Below are 16,461 nucleotides of genomic sequence, written 5' to 3'. Positions count from 1 at the left end.
CAATAGGTTAATTTGCCGTTAAAGCTTAGGTGATCGGAGTATTCTGGCCCAATGCGCCACGGCTTGTTTCCGCCCCTGCTTCGATGGCGGGCCGCGGCCATTGAACGCTGACGATGGCACCACCGCGCAAGCCGGACAAGGCCCGTGCCCCACCATTGGCGAACCCCAATGTTGCGCCCGACCTTTCAAGGAGGGTTTTGGCAATGAACAACCCAAGGCCCATCCCTTCGTAGCCGGGCCGTTGTGATCGCGTTTCGGACAAACGCCGTCGTCTCATAAAGGGATCCCCGATCCGGCCCAGGACAGACTGGGGAAACCCCGACCCGTCGTCGCTGATGCGGACACTGATGATGGTGTCTGACCAACTGATCTCAATCCGGACAGTGGCATGCGCAAAGTCGACGGCGTTTTGAACGAGGTTCCGAAGACCGTGAATAACCTCAGGCCGTCGAAAGATATCCGGTTGGCGGACGGGGCCGTTTTCTGGGGGAAGGGTTTCAATATCCACCACTTTACCGCGGTCAAGATGGGGTTCGCTTGCCTCACGTACAACGGTTTCAATCGGGGCCTGCCTTAGAAGGTGGTCTTCTTTTCCGGCCCGTCCCATGGATCGCAGAATGTCACGGCACCTGTCGGCTTGGTCGCGGATCAGCTTTGCGTCATCTTGAAGGTCGCTTCCGCTTTCCAGTTCATCCATCAGCTCACTGCTGACCAGTTTGATGGTGGCCAACGGTGTCCCAAGTTCATGGGCGGCTGCTGCGACGACCCCGCCCAGGTCGGTCAGCTTTTGTTCCCGCGCAAGGGCCATTTGCGTGGCGACCAGAGCCTCCCCCATTGAGAGGGTTTCCTGGGTGACCTGCCGCGCATAAATGCCCACGAAAACAACCCCGATCACAAGGGAAAGCCAAAAGCCGAAGACAAAGATTTCCGGCAGCAACAGTGGCGCGCCGTTCTCTGTCATGATGGGGATGTTGAAAAACCGCAGGACTGTTACGACAACCAGCGCCATACCGCCGAGAATGAGGCTGCTGCGCAAGGGAAGGATCGTTGAGGCGACGGTGATCGGGGCAAGGATCAACAACGCAAAGGGATTGTTCAGACCGCCCGTCAGATAGAGCAAAAACCCAAGCTGAACGAGGTCAAACCCAATGAGGAGATCCGCCTCACTTTCTGACAGCCGGCGGTTTTCAGGGTAGAGGAAAACCGAGAACAGATTCACAAGAATAGGCGCGCCGATCACCACCGCGATCAAGCCGACCTCAAGCGTGAGATTGTAGATATAAAGGGCGGCGAGAACCGCCCCGATCTGGCCCGCAATGGCAAACCACCGCAACACCACAAGTGTGCGCATCCGCAGCCAGTTGCTGCGATTTTCGTTCTGAAAAACCTCGGCTTCGATCTGCGCCATTTTGCCCTGTTACGTTGTTGTGATTTCACCCTGATAGATGGTGCGCATAGGAAGACGTCAACTGCGAGACTTTTTATAAAGGGGTCCAATGTCCAAGACTTATGCCATCGCCGCCGGAGCAGTCGTTGTTGCCCTTTTGGGTGGAACGTTCGCGGCCACCCAGATCAACGGATCTGATGACGTGTTTGCCCAGTGCCGCGCATCGACAGCGGCCGGGGGTGCGATTGGGGGCCCGTTTGAACTGGTTCGCGATGACGGTGTGACCGTGACGGATCAAGATGTGATCACCGGGCCGACCTTGATCTACTTCGGCTATACATTCTGCCCCGACGTCTGCCCGCTGGATGTGTTGCGCAATGCACAAGCCGTTGAAATCGTGGAGGAAGAACAGGGCGACACAGTGACCCCTGTGTTCATTTCGATTGATCCGGAACGGGACACCGTGGATGTGGTGCGGGACTTTGCGGATAACTTTAGCGACGACATGATCGGCCTCACGGGGTCTCCCGAACAGGTGCGTGCTGCATCGCAGGCGTATCGGACCTATTACGCCAAACAAGACAGCGATGATGACTACTACCTCGTGGATCACACGTCGCTGTCATACCTTGTTTTCCCCGATCATGGTTTTGTTGAATTCTTTCGCCGGGACGTGCCGCCAGAGGATATGGCACAGAGCCTTGCGTGCTTTGTGGATGCTGCAGATCGGGCAAGTTGACGCGTTGGTTTGACCGATTGGTATGTCGGCGCTACCTCTGAACCAACAAGATGAGGTAAGGTATGGAACAGAACGCGATTGGCGAAGACCCCTCCCTGCTGTTGGTGGATGACGATGAGCCGTTTTTGCGGCGGCTGGCTAAGGCTATGGAAAAACGTGGTTTTGCAGTGGAAACCGCTGACAGTGTTGCCGCGGGTAAGGCCATTGCGACGGCGCGTCCGCCCGCCTATGCGGTTGTCGATCTGCGGCTTGAGGACGGCACGGGGCTGGACGTGGTCGAGACCTTGCGAGAACGGCGGCCTGAAAGCCGAATCGTTGTTTTGACGGGCTATGGCGCCATCGCCACAGCGGTGGCAGCGGTGAAAATTGGGGCCACTGATTACCTGTCGAAACCCGCTGATGCGGCGGATGTGATGAACGCGCTTTTGTCCAAGGATGATGAGCTTCCGCCGCCGCCGGAAAACCCGATGTCGGCGGACCGGGTGCGGTGGGAACATATCCAGAGGGTGTATGAATTGTGCGACCGGAACGTGTCTGAAACCGCCCGTCGGTTGAACATGCACCGCCGGACGTTGCAGCGGATTTTGGCGAAGCGTAGCCCCCGTTAACCTTCGCGTTTTTTCCATGTTTTGCTGGTATGGCTTGCGTATGGCTTGCGTATGGCAGCCGTATGGCTCAGAGGCTGGCAGCCGCCCTTAACCATTTCACGAAAACGTCCCGCGTGGGCGACACGATTTCGGGTCTGGTGAGGATGTGGTAGGCGATGTCGGAGTTTTCTTCTTCGCACAGTTTGATGACTTTGCCGTCGCGTTCCAACTGGTCCGCAATCGGGGCGGGCAGCACCGTGATGCCGAGGCCGGACAGCGCGGCCTCCCGACTGAATTGGCTGGTCGGGAATTGGGTGACGGTTTCCTCGTTTAGGTCGATCCCGTTTTCTGCGATCCACATTCGCTCTTCCGAGCGCATCCCATCGACGACCCAGCGACTGCCCTTTAAATCGCCAAGGCAGGTCACGGGCCTGTCCCCGATATAGGATGGCGCGGCTACGGCGACATGACCGGCGGCCATCAGGCGGGGTTGTCGCCACACGAACCGCGCGGGTTTTGGACTGATCGAGCAAATCACGGCTTGCGGTGGCGATGGTGCCGAAGGCCTCCGTCAGGGCGAGGGCCAGACGTTGCCCGTCGGCGGTGAGGGCCATACCGCGCCCCTCACGGGTCATCAGGGACAGGCCAAAATGATCTTCGAGTGCGCGCAGTCCTGAGCCCGTACTGGCAATTGTAGTGATTGGGGCGGTTTCCCTGAACCGACCTAAAGCATGAACCGTTTGATCACGCGGTCTACCACGGTGCCGTCCTTGCGGGTGAATTCACCGGTGAGGACGGTTTCGTCAACGAACCCCATTTTGGAATAATAGGCGAGGCCGCCCGTGTTGTCGGAGGTGATTTTCGCAATGATGGAGGTGCCGCCAGCGGCGCGGCAGTCGGATTTTGTTTTCTCCATCATCACGGCGCCTGCACCGCGCACGGGGGATTGCTGATCGGTGAAGGACCCAATTGAAAAGACGCCCGGTTCAATTTCAAACGCGGCCTGAAAGCCCACGATGCGATCCCCGTCGAGGGCGACGGTTGAGACGCGCGCCTCGTGCAGATAATGCGCCTGTAGATCGGCCTCGGAATACGGATCTTCGTAGGCGGTGGTGCCGCCAAGGCTGATCGTGTGGTTGATGATGGCGCAACACGCGGGGATGTCTGCTGCGGTCATGGAACGGGCGGTGAGGGTCATAACTGGTCCATCAGTTGGGCATGGCGCGCGGTGAAATCGGTGCGGACCTGCACGGGGGGACGCAGGCGAATTTCAGCAGTTTGGGCCGTGTTAGGGTCGATTTTTCCGAAGAACTTATCAGCCTCGGCTTCGGTGAACCCGGCGATTTGAACGGCCTCCAGCCAGGCGCTGATTTTGTCGGCCTTTTTGATCTGCTTTTTGATCGCAGCGGGCACTTGGGCGGGCAAGCCAAAACGGATGTGGATGGCCGCCATCAGCCGATCATCCAGCGTTTCATAGCCCGGCCCAACGGCGGCCTTCACGGGGCTGATCATGTCCCCGATGACATATTCAGGGGCGTCGTGCAGCAAAGCGGCAAGGTGCCATTTGACCGGCGCATTGGGATTCATCTGGCCGAAAATCTGTTCCACGAGCAATGAATGTTCGGCCACGGAATAGGCGTAGTCACCCCGCGTCTGCCCATTCCAGCGCGCCACGAAGGCCAGCCCATGGGCGATATCCTCAATTTCGATGTCCATCGGCGTCGGGTCCAGCAGGTCAAGCCTGCGGCCGGACAGCATCCTTTGCCATGCGCGCGTTTGTTTCATTGTGCCCCCTTGACCAAAGCGCGACCCTAAGGCGCAAACTAGCCGATTGTCGAGAGGGGGCGCGGGTGATAGTCACCGCGGCAACATGGATGCAAGGAGAGCCGTGATGGCCAAAGACTACATCGTCAAAGACATTGAACTGGCCGCGTTTGGCCGCCGTGAGCTGGACATCGCCGAAACCGAAATGCCGGGCCTGATGGCCTGTCGTGAGGAATACGGTGAAAGCAAGCCGTTGAAGGGTGCGCGGATCGTCGGGTCTTTGCACATGACAATCCAGACCGCCGTTCTGATTGAAACGCTGGTTGAGCTGGGCGCCGATGTGCGCTGGGCGTCGTGCAACATTTTCTCGACGCAAGACCACGCGGCGGCCGCGATTGCCGAAGCTGGTGTGCCTGTCTTTGCGATCAAGGGGCAATCCTTGGAGGAGCACTGGGATTATCTGGACAAGTCGTTCCTGTTCGACGACGGGCCAAACATGATCCTTGATGATGGGGGCGATGCGACGCTGTACATCCTGTTCGGCGCGCGGATGGAAGCCGGTGAGGATGTGATCGCCGTGCCGCAGTCCGAAGAAGAGGCCGTGATCAAGGCGCAGATCGAAAAGCGGATGAAGGCCAGCCCCGGTTGGTTCACCAAAATGCGCGAGCAGATCAAAGGCGTGTCCGAGGAAACGACAACGGGCGTACATCGCCTGTACGATCTGCACAAGAAAGGCCAGCTGCCGTTCCCTGCGATCAACGTCAACGACAGTGTGACCAAGTCGAAGTTCGACAACAAATACGGCTGCAAGGAATCGCTGGTCGACGGCATTCGCCGCGCCACGGACACGATGATGGCCGGTAAGGTCGCGGTTGTGATGGGCTATGGCGATGTGGGCAAAGGGTCTGCTGCGTCCTTGGCCGGTGCCGGTGCGCGCGTGATCGTGACGGAAGTGGACCCGATTTGCGCGCTGCAGGCCGCGATGGACGGGTTCCAGGTGACGACGCTTGATGAGGTTGTGAGCACGGCGGACATCTTTATCACCACCACCGGCAACAAAGACGTCATCCGGATCGAGCACATGCGCGAGATGAAGGATATGGCGATCGTCGGCAACATCGGCCACTTCGACAACGAAATTCAGGTGGCAAACCTGAAGAACCACAAGTGGACGAACATCAAAGAACAGGTGGACATGATCGAGATGCCGAACGGCAACCGGTTGATCCTGCTGTCTGAGGGCCGTTTGCTCAACCTTGGCAACGCAACGGGCCACCCGTCCTTCGTGATGTCCGCGTCGTTCACCAACCAGGTGTTGGCGCAGATCGAATTGTGGACCAAGGGCGACGAATATCAGCCGGGTGTTTACATCCTGCCCAAGCATCTGGACGAAAAGGTCGCTCGTCTGCATTTGGACCGGATCGGCGTGAAGCTGTCCAAGCTGGACCCAGATCAGGCCGCCTATATCGGTGTGTCCCCTGAGGGGCCGTTCAAGCCGGAGCACTACCGCTACTAAATACGCCGTTAACGCCGTTTGAGGCGTTTGGTTCCGATCAAAATTTCACACCCCGCAGCGGAACAGCTGCGGGGTTTTTTGTGTTCTTCAGGCAATATCAAACTCAACACAGGAGATTGAAAATGTTTAAGACACTGATGACGACCACTGCCCTGACCATTGCGCTTACAGCGCCGTCTTTTGCCGAAACAGAGACTGAAGACACGGCAATGGACGTGGAAATGGAAGAGACGTTTGCCAACGTCGATACCGAGGTCGAAGGTGAAGACGGCGACATGATGACGGCCGATGCCGCAGATGATGCAACGCTGGCCGGTGACGGTGAAGACGACATGACAGTCACCGCAGAGACCCTGAACGGTGAGGCGGACATGGACAGCGAAGGCACACTGACAGCCGACGCCGACATGGCCATGGAAGACGAAGGACTGGAGCAGATTTCCCAGTTCAGCGGCATGACCGTTGACCAGATTGTGGGCCTTGATGTCATGAGCGCCGATGGCGAGGACGTCGGTGAGATCGATTATGTGATCTCCGACGGGATGGACTACAAGGCCGTGATCGGCATTGGCGGTTTCCTTGGTCTGGGCGAATACACCGTGGCATTGCCGCTGGGCAATTTTGCCATGATTGACGGTGAATTGATCCTTGATGAGGCGACCGAAGCTGAGCTGGAAGCGATGCCGGAGATCGATGAAAGTGAGCTGGAAGGTCTCGAGGGGGACTATGTCATCAGCTAATCGCGATTGACGAAAAAAGGCGCCCGGTGAGAGGATCACCGGGCGTTTTTTGTGCGGAACGTCCAAGTTCCGCCGTGGTCGGATAGGGCTGTCGTTCCTGCGCAATTCCCCTTTGAGATGGGCCCATCTGCCATTAACCTATGTGCAGCGCCGATGTACGGTGAGACCAAAGGTGGGAGAATACCATGAGCAAACGTGACGATTTGATCGCAAAATATGCGGATGACCTGAAGAATAAGTGCGGCATGACGCCTGATATGGATCTGTTGACCAAAGTCACCATCGGGTGCGGTCCATCCATTTACAACGCAGATGCGTCGACCGTGGCCGGAAGCCAAGAGTCCGAGCTTGAGACGGTCAAAAAGAATTTTCTGATGAAAAAGCTGGGTCTGGCGGATGGCCCGCAGCTGATGGAAGCGATCAACTCTGTCATCGAGACCTATGGTAAATCGGAGCGCAATAAGTACCGCGCTGTGATCTATTACATGCTGACCAAGCATTTCGGCAAAGAAGCCGTCTACGGCTAAGCCGCACATAGTCCAATGAAAACGCCCGCCTGTATCGGCGGGCGTTTTTGTTTTGAGGCAAATTTTACGGGCAATTTGTTTGGTGAAATTGCGACAGTTGTGTATCCAAACCCCGTTGGCCAGGATGGCCTAGATCAGTTTCAGACATACGTGTGGTGGCTTTTTGGAGTGCACGTGGTGAGAGAAAGGGTCTAGGCGGGGTGCCTGGGCCCTTTCATTCGTTCAAAGCACCGTCAAAGCCGCCCCCATCAGCGCACAGCCGATGGTTGCGTAGCCGCCGTTGATCAGCGTCAGCCGATGTGAGTGCATCGAATACCCGTGAAACAGGGCAATCCACGGTGTGACAAAGAACAGGCCCACGCCAGCGCCCGAAATGATACCTTTGCCGAACGTGTCGATGCCAGCTGTTGCAAAGCTGTGCCGCATCATCCCCGCGACAAGGATCAGCGCGATGGCGCAGGTCACATATGGCACTGGGCTGCGCATGTTTTGCGGGTTCCCCTCCGCGTCCAACGGCACCTGACTGCTGCTTTTCCAGGCGTCCGAAAACACCCCATACCAAAACGCGCCGAACGCAAATGTCACGGCTGCCCCAACGACGATCGCTAGAATTCCCATAGTTAGTCCCTCTGTTGGCTGCACAAAGTGTGCCCGCCAAAGGGCGATCTGCCTAGTCTTTTTTACGGATCGGTGTCGCCCAAGGCGCAAATGACGGCCCATTCCGCGTCCGTCACTGGCTGTACGGACAGGCGAGAGTTCTTGACGAGAACCATATCGGACAGACGTTCATCCGCCTTGATCTGATCCAATGTGACGGGCGTGGTGAAGGGGCGGACGGCCTTGATATCAACGCAATCCCATCGGTCATCGTCTGTCGTGCTGTCGGGGTGGGCGGCGGCGCAGACCTCGACAATGCCCACGACGGCGCGCTCTTTCTGGGAGTGATAAAAGAAGCCGCGGTCGCCCACCGACATCTCTCGCATGAAATTGCGTGCTTGGTAGTTGCGCACGCCGTCCCATTCTTCGCCTGCGTCGCCTTTGGCGGTTTGCTGGTCCCAGCCCCAGGTGGAGGGTTCGGATTTAAAAAGCCAATAGCGCATCACCCGATGACCTTTTTCCATTCCTCGACACGAACATGTTTGAACAGACCCGCCTTGGCGTAGGGATCATTGTCGGCCCAATCTTGCGCCGCCTGAAGACTGTCCACGGTGAGGATAATGAGAGAACCGCACATGGTGCCATCGGCGTCCAGAAACGGGCCCGCCATTTCGACAACGCCGGTGTCTTTGAGGTAGGCGATATGCGCCTCACGGGTGTCGAGACGGATTTGAAGGGCATCGGGTTTGTCGCGGGTGATGATGGCAAAACGCATGGTTATTCCTTTCGAAGAGGACGGGAGAGAAGGGTGGCAAGGGCCGTGTCCGGCGTGATCGACCCATCCGAAAGCGCAGCGACCACTGTGCAAATCGGTAGGTCAAGATCATGCTTTTTGGCAAGGTTAGACACTGATATGGCTGTTGCGGCGCCCTCGACGGTGGTGGTGGGATCGAAATCTTGCGCCGCCCCGATGGATTGGCCGAACCGGTAGTTGCGTGATCCGTCGGACGTGCAGGTCAGCGCCAGATCCCCGAACCCCGACAACCCCGTGAGAGTTTCCGGATCCGCGCCCAGGGCTTTGCCAATGCGCCGCATTTCCGCAAAGCCACGTGTGATCACAGCGGCGCGCGCGCTTTCGCCGTAGCCCGCGCCCATACACACACCACAGGCAATCGCGATGACGTTTTTCAGCGCCCCGCCCAATTCCGCGCCGATCACATCGGGGCTGAGGTAGAGGCGCAAGGTGGGCGTGGACAGGCAGCCTTGAAGGTAGGGGCCTTCGCCTTCATCCGCGCAGGCGAGGGTGAGCGCGGTTGGAAGCTGGCCCGCGATGTCGGCTGCAAAACTGGGGCCGGTGAGCATGGCAGCGATGGCGTCGGGCACGGTCGCTTCGATCAGGGCGACGGGGCCGCGCAGGGTCGTTTGATCAATGCCCTTGCAACAGGCGACAAGGCGTTTGCCGCGCAACTTTTCCGCATGCTCGCCCAGCCATGCGCCGAGTTTTTGCGTCGGAATGGCGAGGAGAATGGTGTCTGCCTGAAACACAGCGTTGAGGTCTGAGGTTGCCGTGACAGACTCCGGCAGGGTGTAGCCGTCCAGCCGCGCGGCGTTCATGCGGGTCGCTTGCATGGCGGCGCTGGCCTTTGGGTCACGCGCCCAGAGCGTGACAGGACCGTTCGCCGCCAAAGCGATGGCAAGACCGGTTCCAAATGCGCCCGCTCCGGCGACAGCGATTTTCATGCCTTGGCCCCCTTTTTGCCGCTGCCCAAAAGTGTTGGGCTGGTCTGATCAAGTGGCCAACGGGGGCGTGCCGACAGAGACATGTCATCGATATCGCCCGATGCCAGACGATGCAGGCCAACAAAGGCAATCATCGCGGCGTTGTCGGTACACAGAGCGAGGGGGGGTGCGACAAAATCAGTGCCTGTTTCAGCACAAATCGCCTGAAGTTCTGCGCGGATCGCAGAGTTCGCGGCAACGCCGCCCGCCACCGCGACGGTGTGAACAGCGGGGTTTTTCGCGCGGGCAACCGCCAGTGCACGGCGGGTTTTGTGGGCCAGAACATCCGTGATCGCTGCTTGAAAGCTGGCGCAAAGATCGGCGCGGTCCCCTATGCGCAGACCCCCATGTTGGGCGACCAGATCATCACGCGCACGCAGGATTGCAGTTTTGAGACCGGAGAACGACATGTTGCAATCATCACGGTTCAAAAGCGGACGCGGCAGTTTGATGGCTTTGGGATCACCTGTTTTGGCCGTGGCCTCAACCGAGGGGCCGCCGGGTTGGGGTAGGCCAAGGATGCGCGCGGTTTTGTCGAACGCCTCCCCCGGGGCGTCGTCAATTGTGCCGCCCAAACGGGTGTAGCGATCCGGGCCTTCGACCAGCAGAAACTGACAATGCCCGCCGGAGACCAGCAACATCAGATATGGAAATTCAATGTGATCGGTGAGTTGTGGGGTCAGCGCATGACCTGCGAGGTGGTTGACCCCGATCAAGGGCAGGCCTGTCGCGGCGGCGATGCCCTTGGCGCACATGACGCCCGACAAGACGCCCCCGATCAATCCAGGACCGGCGGTGATAGCGATGCCGTCGATGTCTTTGATGGTCAATCCGGCGTCAGATAGACACTGTTTCACCGCAAGATCGATTTTTTCAGCATGGGCCCGCGCGGCGATTTCAGGCACGACACCACCAAATGCGGCATGGGCGTCCGTTTGGCCGTAGACCACATTCGACAGGATTTCGGCGCCCGTTGGCGACCCACGGACGAGGGCTGCGGCGGTGTCGTCACAGCTGCTTTCGATGCCGAGGATGGTGCGGGATGCGGACATGGTGTGCCCATTGCTTGCGTCTGGATGCCTTGCAGGTAACACTTGCCCGCAATCGCCACAATGGCTGGGGGTGGCGTCTATGGTCCGCTTTGACAATCCGATCGTGTTGGTCACGCGCCCGAGGGCGGCGTCGGAGGCCTTTGTTGAGGGTCTGCGACAGCATGCTGGCGCATTCGAACCCGTGATCGCGCCTGTTTTTGAGATTGGAGAGGTGGCGCGCTCTGTCCCGTGTTTCGACGAGGCGATTTTCACGTCGAAAGCTGGCGTGGCCTTTGCGCCCGAAGGGGAGGGCCGGATTGCGTGGTGTGTGGGCGACGCAACGGCGCAGGCCGCGCGGGCCGCTGGGTATGAGGCGCGCAGTGCGGCGGGCGATGCGGACACACTCATCGACCTGATTCTCACGGAACAAACGGGCGGAAGGTTGGTTCACCTGCGCGGGGAAATTTCGCGCGGCGACGTCAGCCAGCGGCTGACGGCTGCGGGTGTGACCTGTGCGGAGGTGGTGAACTATCGCAAGATCGCGTGTCCGCCCCCTGCTGAATTGGGCGGTCTGTTGAGGGCGCACCGGAATATCATTTTTCCCGCGTTTTCCGCTGAAACAGTGTCTTTATTTTTGGATTGGCCGTTGGAACCAAAGGGGATGCATATCGTTGCCATAAGTGCGGCGGTGGCCCAGGCGGCGGAACAGATGTCGCCCCAAAATATCACGGTGGCTGACCGTCCTGATTTGGCGTCTATGACACAGGCTGTGGCTGCTTTGATCGCTTGAGGGTCTGTCAGGTGCGCTGTACAGTCGAATGGTTAGATAAACAGGTAGTGGGTGGCGAACGTGGCCAAATCTCCGATCAGTGAGACTGAGGAAAAGCCGGATCAGGATGTGTCTGAGACGCAGGACGATCTGACGTCTGTTGAAGATGCGGAGATCGTGGAAGACGAGGATGTGACGTCAGACGCGACCGTGGAAGACGATGTGTCGATTGACGGAGACGTTGTTGAGGACACGCCTGAGACTTTGCCAGAGCCTGCGCCTGAACCCCAGCCTGCGCCGTCAAACGGGGGTGGCGGGTTTTTGATGCTGCTTTTGGGTGGTGTGGCTGCTGGTGCGATCGGCTATGGCATCGCGACCTACACCAATACGGACACCAGTGCTGAGATGATTGCGGCACAGGCGGAGCAGATTGCCGCCCTGCAGGACCGTTTGGATAATCTTCCGCCGGTGGATTTGTCAGGCGTTGAGGCCCGGATTGAAGATGTCGCAACCGAGGTCAACGCGACTGTCGCTGCGTCTGTTGAGGCGTTGACGGCGCAGATCACCCAACTGGATGAGCGTTTGGCGCAAGTGGAACGTCAGCCCAATGCGGATGGCACGTTGTCGGACACTGCGCTGGCCGCGTATCAGGCGGAATTGGACGCGTTGAGGGCTGAGTTGGAAACCCAACAAGGTGCCGTGATGACAGCCGCAGCACAGGCAGAGGCCGATCTGGCCGAAGCCCGTGCGGAGGCGGAAAGATTGGAACAAGAGGCATTGGCCGCGGCTGAGGCTGCTGAAGCGCGCGCCGCGATCAACCGCATTGCAACTGCTGTTGATACAGGTGCGTCCTTTGCCGATGCTTTGGCGTCGTTTGACGGGGAGGCCCCTGCGGCGTTGACTGCGGCGGCGGAGATCGGTGTTGCGACCACTGCAGAACTGGTGGCGGATTTCCCTGCGGTGGCCCGCGCGGCGCTGGCATCCGCACGGTCTGAGGGTGTGTCGGGCGACGAGGGGGGCCTTGGCGGGTTCCTGCGCAGCCAGTTTGATGTGCGGTCTACCTCCCCCCAGGAGGGGCCTGGCCCTGATGCGGTCCTGTCGCGCGCTGAGGCTGCGGTCAAGGAAGGCCGGATCGCGGATGCGCTGGCGGAGATCGAAGCGCTGCCCGAAGTGTCCCGCGCCGAGATGACCGACTGGACGGCCCGCGCGCAGGCACGATCCGATGTTCTGGATGCTTTGTCGTCCCTGTCTGAAACCTATCAATAAACGAAAGCTGCCTATTTATGCTGTGGTCCCTGATTAAGATTTTGGCCTTTGTTGCGGTTGTCATGGCCGCGACCTTTGGCGCGACGATGTTGATGGATATGGAAGGCAGCGCGACCTTCGATATTGGCGGGCAGGCGGCGACGCTGTCTGTGTTGGAGCTGTTTATCGCGTTCATCGTTTTGGTGGTGCTGGTGTGGCTGACGTTCAAACTGATTGGCTTGGCGATCGCGACGTTCAAGTTTTTGAACGGCGACGAAACGGCGATTTCTCGCTATTTCTCACGCAACCGCGAACGCAAAGGGTTTGAGGCCTTGTCAGAGGGGATGATGGCGCTGGCGTCCGGCGAAGGGCGTTTGGCGATGGCCAAGGCAAGCCGCGCGGAGAAGTATCTGGAACGGCCGGAGTTGACCAATTTGCTGACCGCGCAGGCGGCTGAGTTGGCGGGTGACCGCCGCACGGCTGAACAGACCTATCGCAAGCTGTTGGAAGATGAGCGCACGCGGTTCGTGGGTGTGCGTGGCATCATGAAACAAAAGTTGGAAGACGGCGATACAGATACCGCGTTGGCGCTGGCCGAAAAGGCGTTTGCGATTAAGCCCAAGCATGTGGAGACACAGGACACCTTGCTGCGCCTTCAGGCGGAGAAAGAGGATTGGTCCGGTGCCCGCAAGACGTTGACGGCAAAGTTGAAGACGGGGCAATTGCCACGGAATGTCCACAAACGCCGCGATGCGGTCTTGGCCCTGTCCGAGGCGAAGGGCATTTTGCAGGACGGGCAAACGGTTGAGGCACAGGAGGCCGCGATTGAGGCCAACCGCATGTCGCCCGATCTGATCCCTGCCGCTGTCATGGCCGCTGAGACCTACGTGGAAAAGGACAACAAGCGGGCCGCAACGCGGGTGATCAAAAAGGCGTGGGAGGTCTCCCCCCATCCGGATCTGGCTGCGGCCTTTGCCAAGATCGAACCGGAGGAGGATGCCAATGCGCGTCTGAAACGGTTCCGTGTGCTGACAAAGCAGCATCCTGATCATCCAGAGACCAAGATGCTGCTGGCCGAACTACACATCGCGGCGGAGGATTTCCCGCAGGCACGACGTGACATCACCGAACTGGTGGCAGAGGCCCCGACGGCCCGCAGCCTGACGATCATGGCCGCCGTTGAACGGGGCGAAGGATCCGCCGATGCCGTTGTGCGCGGTTGGCTGGCCAAGGCGTTGACGGCACCGCGCGGACCGCAGTGGATTTGCGACAACTGCCAACACATCCATGGCGCATGGGAGCCGGTGTGTTCCAACTGCGGCGGCTTCGATACGCTGTCATGGCGCGAGCCGCCAATGGGCGAAGTTTCCATGCCAGCGGGCGCTGAGATGTTGCCGCTGATTGTCGGACAGATTGAGGCGCCAAAAGAGGACGACGCGGATTTTGTCGAAGCCGAGATCGTCGAAGAGATACCCGACACCGAAGAGCAAAAATAACGCTTTTCCAAGTCATGGCGCGGTGCTAAAGACCGCGCCGTGGCCGCTGTAGCTCAGATGGTAGAGCACGTCATTCGTAATGATGGGGTCGGGGGTTCGAGTCCCTTCAGCGGCACCACTTCTACCAAGCTTTCATGATGACACTGATGTGCTTGGTATCGACCTTTCTGTCATGATCCCCCCTTAGCCGACGACATCAGCGGACCGCGTGGGCGAGAGCGCAGCAGCATTGGATCACCGCCTAAACCCGTTCTCCTAACGCATAGGGTGCGGGTGGGACGTCCATCATTACTTGGAAGAAGCTATCAACCTGTGCCAGTGCCAAGCCATGGCGCAAAACCTTGGGCCCGCAGCCCCCTTGATAGACTGCATTGGGTCAATCGTTCCGTGATGGATCGTTCGGATTGGACGAAAACAATGCGATCTTGTTGCCTTGCGGGTCGCGCAGATAGCCAACGTAGAACCGAGGGCCGTAATCGGGGCGAAAGCCAGGGGCGCCTTCGTCTGTCCCGCCCGCAGAGAGCGCGGCTGCGTGAAGGGTACGGACCTGCGCCTGATCGGAAGCCTCAAATGCGGTCATGGACCCATTGCCTGCCGTGGCAGGGGCCCCGTTGAAGGTGGGTTTGACGTAGAATTCCGGGTGAACGGGCGTTTGGCCGTGGGGGACGGGCAGCGCGAAACTGAGCCCCTCAGGCCCGATTTCCAGCCCGTAGCCAAGTGGGATCAGCAGGGCGGAATAGAACCGCTGTGCGCGGTCCAGATCATCCGCCCCGATGGTCACATAGGCAATCATGCTGCCGCTTTGCGCGCTTTGCGGGCGCGGACGATGGGCAGGATGATCAGGGCGGCCGCGATCAGCAAAAGGGCAAGCGTCATGGGCCGTTCAAACACGAAATTCACCCCGCCATAAAGCTGCATCGAACGTGAGAAGTTGTCCTCCATCATGCCGCCAAGGATGAAGCCGATCAGAAGGGGCGGCAATGGATAATTCGCGAATTTCAGCGCGATGCCGCAGATGCCAAAGAAGACAAGCAGCAGCAGTTCAGTCGCGTTGTTCTGGCCGATGTAGGCGCCCATGAGGGTGAAGAACAGGATGAACGGGATCAGGTAATTGCGCGGGATCGCCAGCAGTTTGGCGATGTAGGGGATCAAGGGCAGGTTCAGGATCAGCAGCACCAGATTGCCGATGAACATGGACATGATGACCGCCCAGAAGATTTGCGGTTCATCCACCATCAGGCGCGGGCCGGGGGTGACATTCAGCGCGATGAGGGCACCAAGAAGGATCGCCGTGGTGCCAGACCCTGGGATGCCGAGGGTCAGCAGGGGCACGAACGACCCGGTGCAGGCCGCGTTGTTCGCGGTTTCCGGCGCGGCGAGGCCTTTGATCGATCCTTTGCCGAACTCGTCCTGTTCAGCCTTGGGCGCGATGTTGCGTTCGACGGCATAACCAAGGAACGACGCGATTGTGGCGCCAGCACCGGGCAGCACACCGATGAAGAACCCCTGCACGGATTGGCGGCCGATGACGGGGGCAATGGCGCGGGCCTCGGCGCGTGTGATGCGCAGGTCTTTGATCTCTCCTCCGTCGTCACCGAGGTTTTTGGGTTTGAGGACAAGGAACACGGCCTCTGGCAGGGCGAACATGGCCATGGCGAGGGTGATGAACCCAAAGCCCGATTGCAGATCCATGATGCCGGCGGTGAAACGTGGCAGGTTGAACAGTGCGCCTTCGCCCACGGTGGCCATGATCAGGCCCAAGATCGTCATCAACAGCGCCTTTGTCACTTGGCCTGGGCCTGCGAAGGCCGCGATGGCGGACAGGCCCACGACCATCAGGGCGAAATATTCGGGGGAATGGAACAGCAGCGCGACCGAGGACAGCATGGGCGCGAAGATCATCAACAGGATGGCCCCGATGGTGCCGCCCGCGAAACTGGCGATGGCGGCGATGGTCAACGCCTTGCCCGCCTTGCCCTGTTGCGACATCGGGTAGCCGTCAAAGGACGATGCTACGGTGCCTGCCACACCCGGGGCATTCAGCAGGATCGACGAGGTCGAGCCGCCAAAGATTGCGCCGTAGTAGACACCGGCCAGTAAGATCAGGGCGGCAGACGGATCGCCCATGGTGATGGCGACGGGGATCATGATGGCAATGATGGACATGGGCCCAAGGCCGGGCAGCATGCCGATGAATGTGCCGATCAGGCAGCCACCGATCACGACGATCAGGTTTTGCAGGGACAGGGCCGTTTGCAGGCCGATCAGGATACCTTCGAGCATG

At 59.2% G+C, this 16,461-nt stretch carries 19 protein-coding genes and 1 tRNA gene; 9 read left to right on the top strand and 11 right to left on the bottom strand.

Annotated elements, in window-relative coordinates; genetic code table 11:
• Positions 1-25 precede the first annotated feature (25 nt).
• A complete protein-coding gene (gene regB, locus PSJ8397_RS07810) occupies positions 26-1,408 on the bottom strand; it encodes a sensor histidine kinase RegB (RefSeq protein ID WP_085864021.1) in 1,383 nt (460 codons plus the stop codon).
• A gap of 88 nt (positions 1,409-1,496) precedes the next feature.
• On the opposite strand from regB, the gene PSJ8397_RS07805 reads away from it, so the two are divergent.
• Together PSJ8397_RS07805 and PSJ8397_RS07800 are read left to right on the top strand one after the other, a co-directional pair.
• Positions 1,497-2,126, top strand: a complete 630-nt coding sequence (locus PSJ8397_RS07805) for an SCO family protein (RefSeq protein ID WP_085864020.1) — start codon at positions 1,497-1,499, stop codon at positions 2,124-2,126.
• Positions 2,127-2,188: 62 nt separating this feature from the next.
• The gene (locus tag PSJ8397_RS07800) at positions 2,189-2,734 is read left to right on the top strand and encodes an ActR/PrrA/RegA family redox response regulator transcription factor (RefSeq protein ID WP_085864019.1); all 546 of its coding nucleotides are present in this window, start codon (positions 2,189-2,191) and stop codon (positions 2,732-2,734) included.
• A 67-nt stretch (positions 2,735-2,801) separates the two neighbouring features.
• Here PSJ8397_RS07800 and PSJ8397_RS07795 read toward each other — a convergent pair whose 3' ends face one another.
• The 3 genes from PSJ8397_RS07795 to PSJ8397_RS07785 all read right to left on the bottom strand — a co-directional run bounded on the left by PSJ8397_RS07795 (position 2,802) and on the right by PSJ8397_RS07785 (position 4,498).
• Positions 2,802-3,215 (bottom strand): LysR substrate-binding domain-containing protein, encoded by a 414-nt coding sequence (locus PSJ8397_RS07795; protein ID WP_235000621.1) that lies wholly within the window; start codon positions 3,213-3,215, stop codon positions 2,802-2,804.
• A gap of 222 nt (positions 3,216-3,437) precedes the next feature.
• Positions 3,438-3,911, bottom strand: coding sequence for a GNAT family N-acetyltransferase (locus PSJ8397_RS07790; RefSeq protein WP_085864018.1), 474 nt, complete (start codon positions 3,909-3,911; stop codon positions 3,438-3,440).
• Positions 3,908-4,498 carry an HD domain-containing protein gene (locus PSJ8397_RS07785; RefSeq protein ID WP_085864017.1) on the bottom strand — a complete coding sequence of 197 codons (591 nt, stop codon included), beginning with the start codon at positions 4,496-4,498 and terminating at the stop codon, positions 3,908-3,910. Before PSJ8397_RS07785 ends, PSJ8397_RS07790 begins: the two co-directional genes overlap by 4 nt.
• A gap of 106 nt (positions 4,499-4,604) precedes the next feature.
• Here PSJ8397_RS07785 and ahcY point away from each other — a divergent pair, with 106 nt between their 5' ends.
• From ahcY to PSJ8397_RS07770, 3 genes are all read left to right on the top strand, one after another.
• Positions 4,605-5,993 carry an adenosylhomocysteinase gene (gene ahcY, locus PSJ8397_RS07780; RefSeq protein WP_085864016.1) on the top strand — a complete coding sequence of 463 codons (1,389 nt, stop codon included), beginning with the start codon at positions 4,605-4,607 and terminating at the stop codon, positions 5,991-5,993.
• 122 nt (positions 5,994-6,115) lie between these two features.
• Positions 6,116-6,733: a PRC-barrel domain-containing protein gene (locus tag PSJ8397_RS07775; protein WP_085864015.1), complete on the top strand. Its 618-nt coding sequence runs from the start codon at positions 6,116-6,118 to the stop codon at positions 6,731-6,733.
• A 185-nt stretch (positions 6,734-6,918) separates the two neighbouring features.
• The gene (locus PSJ8397_RS07770; RefSeq protein WP_085864014.1) at positions 6,919-7,260 is read left to right on the top strand and encodes a DUF2853 family protein; all 342 of its coding nucleotides are present in this window, start codon (positions 6,919-6,921) and stop codon (positions 7,258-7,260) included.
• Positions 7,261-7,482: 222 nt separating this feature from the next.
• Here the strand turns inward: PSJ8397_RS07770 and PSJ8397_RS07760 are convergent, their stop codons facing one another.
• From PSJ8397_RS07760 to tsaD, 5 genes are all read right to left on the bottom strand, one after another.
• Positions 7,483-7,878, bottom strand: a complete 396-nt coding sequence (locus PSJ8397_RS07760; protein WP_159453108.1) for a DUF1761 domain-containing protein — start codon at positions 7,876-7,878, stop codon at positions 7,483-7,485.
• A 62-nt stretch (positions 7,879-7,940) separates the two neighbouring features.
• On the bottom strand, positions 7,941-8,360 hold the full coding sequence (locus PSJ8397_RS07755) for an EVE domain-containing protein (protein ID WP_085864011.1): 420 nt from the start codon (positions 8,358-8,360) through the stop codon (positions 7,941-7,943).
• Positions 8,360-8,632, bottom strand: coding sequence for a YciI family protein (locus PSJ8397_RS07750; protein WP_085864010.1), 273 nt, complete (start codon positions 8,630-8,632; stop codon positions 8,360-8,362). Before PSJ8397_RS07750 ends, PSJ8397_RS07755 begins: the two co-directional genes overlap by 1 nt.
• A 2-nt stretch (positions 8,633-8,634) precedes the next feature.
• Positions 8,635-9,597 (bottom strand): NAD(P)H-dependent glycerol-3-phosphate dehydrogenase, encoded by a 963-nt coding sequence (locus tag PSJ8397_RS07745; RefSeq protein WP_085864009.1) that lies wholly within the window; start codon positions 9,595-9,597, stop codon positions 8,635-8,637.
• Entirely contained in the window at positions 9,594-10,688 is a 1,095-nt protein-coding gene (gene tsaD / locus PSJ8397_RS07740; protein ID WP_085864008.1) for a tRNA (adenosine(37)-N6)-threonylcarbamoyltransferase complex transferase subunit TsaD, read from the bottom strand. Before tsaD ends, PSJ8397_RS07745 begins: the two co-directional genes overlap by 4 nt.
• A 79-nt stretch (positions 10,689-10,767) precedes the next feature.
• On the opposite strand from tsaD, the gene PSJ8397_RS07735 reads away from it, so the two are divergent.
• From PSJ8397_RS07735 to PSJ8397_RS07720, 4 genes are all read left to right on the top strand, one after another.
• On the top strand, positions 10,768-11,457 hold the full coding sequence (locus PSJ8397_RS07735; RefSeq protein ID WP_085864007.1) for a uroporphyrinogen-III synthase: 690 nt from the start codon (positions 10,768-10,770) through the stop codon (positions 11,455-11,457).
• Positions 11,458-11,517: 60 nt separating this feature from the next.
• Entirely contained in the window at positions 11,518-12,702 is a 1,185-nt protein-coding gene (locus PSJ8397_RS07730; protein ID WP_159453107.1) for a COG4223 family protein, read from the top strand.
• 17 nt (positions 12,703-12,719) lie between these two features.
• Positions 12,720-14,177 carry a heme biosynthesis protein HemY gene (locus tag PSJ8397_RS07725; RefSeq protein WP_085864005.1) on the top strand — a complete coding sequence of 486 codons (1,458 nt, stop codon included), beginning with the start codon at positions 12,720-12,722 and terminating at the stop codon, positions 14,175-14,177.
• 42 nt (positions 14,178-14,219) lie between these two features.
• A tRNA-Thr gene (locus PSJ8397_RS07720) sits at positions 14,220-14,295 on the top strand.
• Positions 14,296-14,553: 258 nt separating this feature from the next.
• Here the strand turns inward: PSJ8397_RS07720 and PSJ8397_RS07715 are convergent.
• Positions 14,554-14,970: a VOC family protein gene (locus PSJ8397_RS07715; protein ID WP_085864004.1), complete on the bottom strand. Its 417-nt coding sequence runs from the start codon at positions 14,968-14,970 to the stop codon at positions 14,554-14,556.
• On the bottom strand, positions 14,967-16,460 hold the full coding sequence (locus PSJ8397_RS07710) for a tripartite tricarboxylate transporter permease (protein ID WP_085864003.1): 1,494 nt from the start codon (positions 16,458-16,460) through the stop codon (positions 14,967-14,969). The genes PSJ8397_RS07715 and PSJ8397_RS07710 overlap by 4 nt, the downstream gene beginning before the upstream one ends.
• Position 16,461: the final 1 nt, after the last annotated feature.

It is taken from the genome of Pseudooctadecabacter jejudonensis (assembly GCF_900172275.1).
Lineage (GTDB): Bacteria > Pseudomonadota > Alphaproteobacteria > Rhodobacterales > Rhodobacteraceae > Octadecabacter > Octadecabacter jejudonensis.
Note: the sequence above shows the minus strand (reverse complement) of the source record. Positions and strands in the feature narration are given on the sequence as shown.

Bases quoted from the DNA above. Each gene is read 5' to 3' on its own strand.
- PSJ8397_RS07725 (WP_085864005.1), top strand. From the start codon at position 12,720: ATGCTGTGGTCCCTGATTAAGATTTTGGCCTTTGTTGCGGTTGTCATG.
- PSJ8397_RS07770 (WP_085864014.1), top strand. From the start codon at position 6,919: ATGAGCAAACGTGACGATTTGATCGCAAAATATGCGGATGACCTGAAG.
- PSJ8397_RS07710 (WP_085864003.1), bottom strand. From the start codon at position 16,460: ATGCTCGAAGGTATCCTGATCGGCCTGCAAACGGCCCTGTCCCTGCAA.
- PSJ8397_RS07785 (WP_085864017.1), bottom strand. From the start codon at position 4,498: ATGAAACAAACGCGCGCATGGCAAAGGATGCTGTCCGGCCGCAGGCTT.
- PSJ8397_RS07805 (WP_085864020.1), top strand. From the start codon at position 1,497: ATGTCCAAGACTTATGCCATCGCCGCCGGAGCAGTCGTTGTTGCCCTT.
- PSJ8397_RS07750 (WP_085864010.1), bottom strand. From the start codon at position 8,632: ATGCGTTTTGCCATCATCACCCGCGACAAACCCGATGCCCTTCAAATC.
- PSJ8397_RS07745 (WP_085864009.1), bottom strand. From the start codon at position 9,597: ATGAAAATCGCTGTCGCCGGAGCGGGCGCATTTGGAACCGGTCTTGCC.
- tsaD (WP_085864008.1), bottom strand. From the start codon at position 10,688: ATGTCCGCATCCCGCACCATCCTCGGCATCGAAAGCAGCTGTGACGAC.
- PSJ8397_RS07755 (WP_085864011.1), bottom strand. From the start codon at position 8,360: ATGCGCTATTGGCTTTTTAAATCCGAACCCTCCACCTGGGGCTGGGAC.
- PSJ8397_RS07775 (WP_085864015.1), top strand. From the start codon at position 6,116: ATGTTTAAGACACTGATGACGACCACTGCCCTGACCATTGCGCTTACA.
- PSJ8397_RS07735 (WP_085864007.1), top strand. From the start codon at position 10,768: ATGGTCCGCTTTGACAATCCGATCGTGTTGGTCACGCGCCCGAGGGCG.
- PSJ8397_RS07760 (WP_159453108.1), bottom strand. From the start codon at position 7,878: ATGGGAATTCTAGCGATCGTCGTTGGGGCAGCCGTGACATTTGCGTTC.
- PSJ8397_RS07715 (WP_085864004.1), bottom strand. From the start codon at position 14,970: ATGATTGCCTATGTGACCATCGGGGCGGATGATCTGGACCGCGCACAG.
- ahcY (WP_085864016.1), top strand. From the start codon at position 4,605: ATGGCCAAAGACTACATCGTCAAAGACATTGAACTGGCCGCGTTTGGC.
- PSJ8397_RS07800 (WP_085864019.1), top strand. From the start codon at position 2,189: ATGGAACAGAACGCGATTGGCGAAGACCCCTCCCTGCTGTTGGTGGAT.
- regB (WP_085864021.1), bottom strand. From the start codon at position 1,408: ATGGCGCAGATCGAAGCCGAGGTTTTTCAGAACGAAAATCGCAGCAAC.
- PSJ8397_RS07790 (WP_085864018.1), bottom strand. From the start codon at position 3,911: ATGACCCTCACCGCCCGTTCCATGACCGCAGCAGACATCCCCGCGTGT.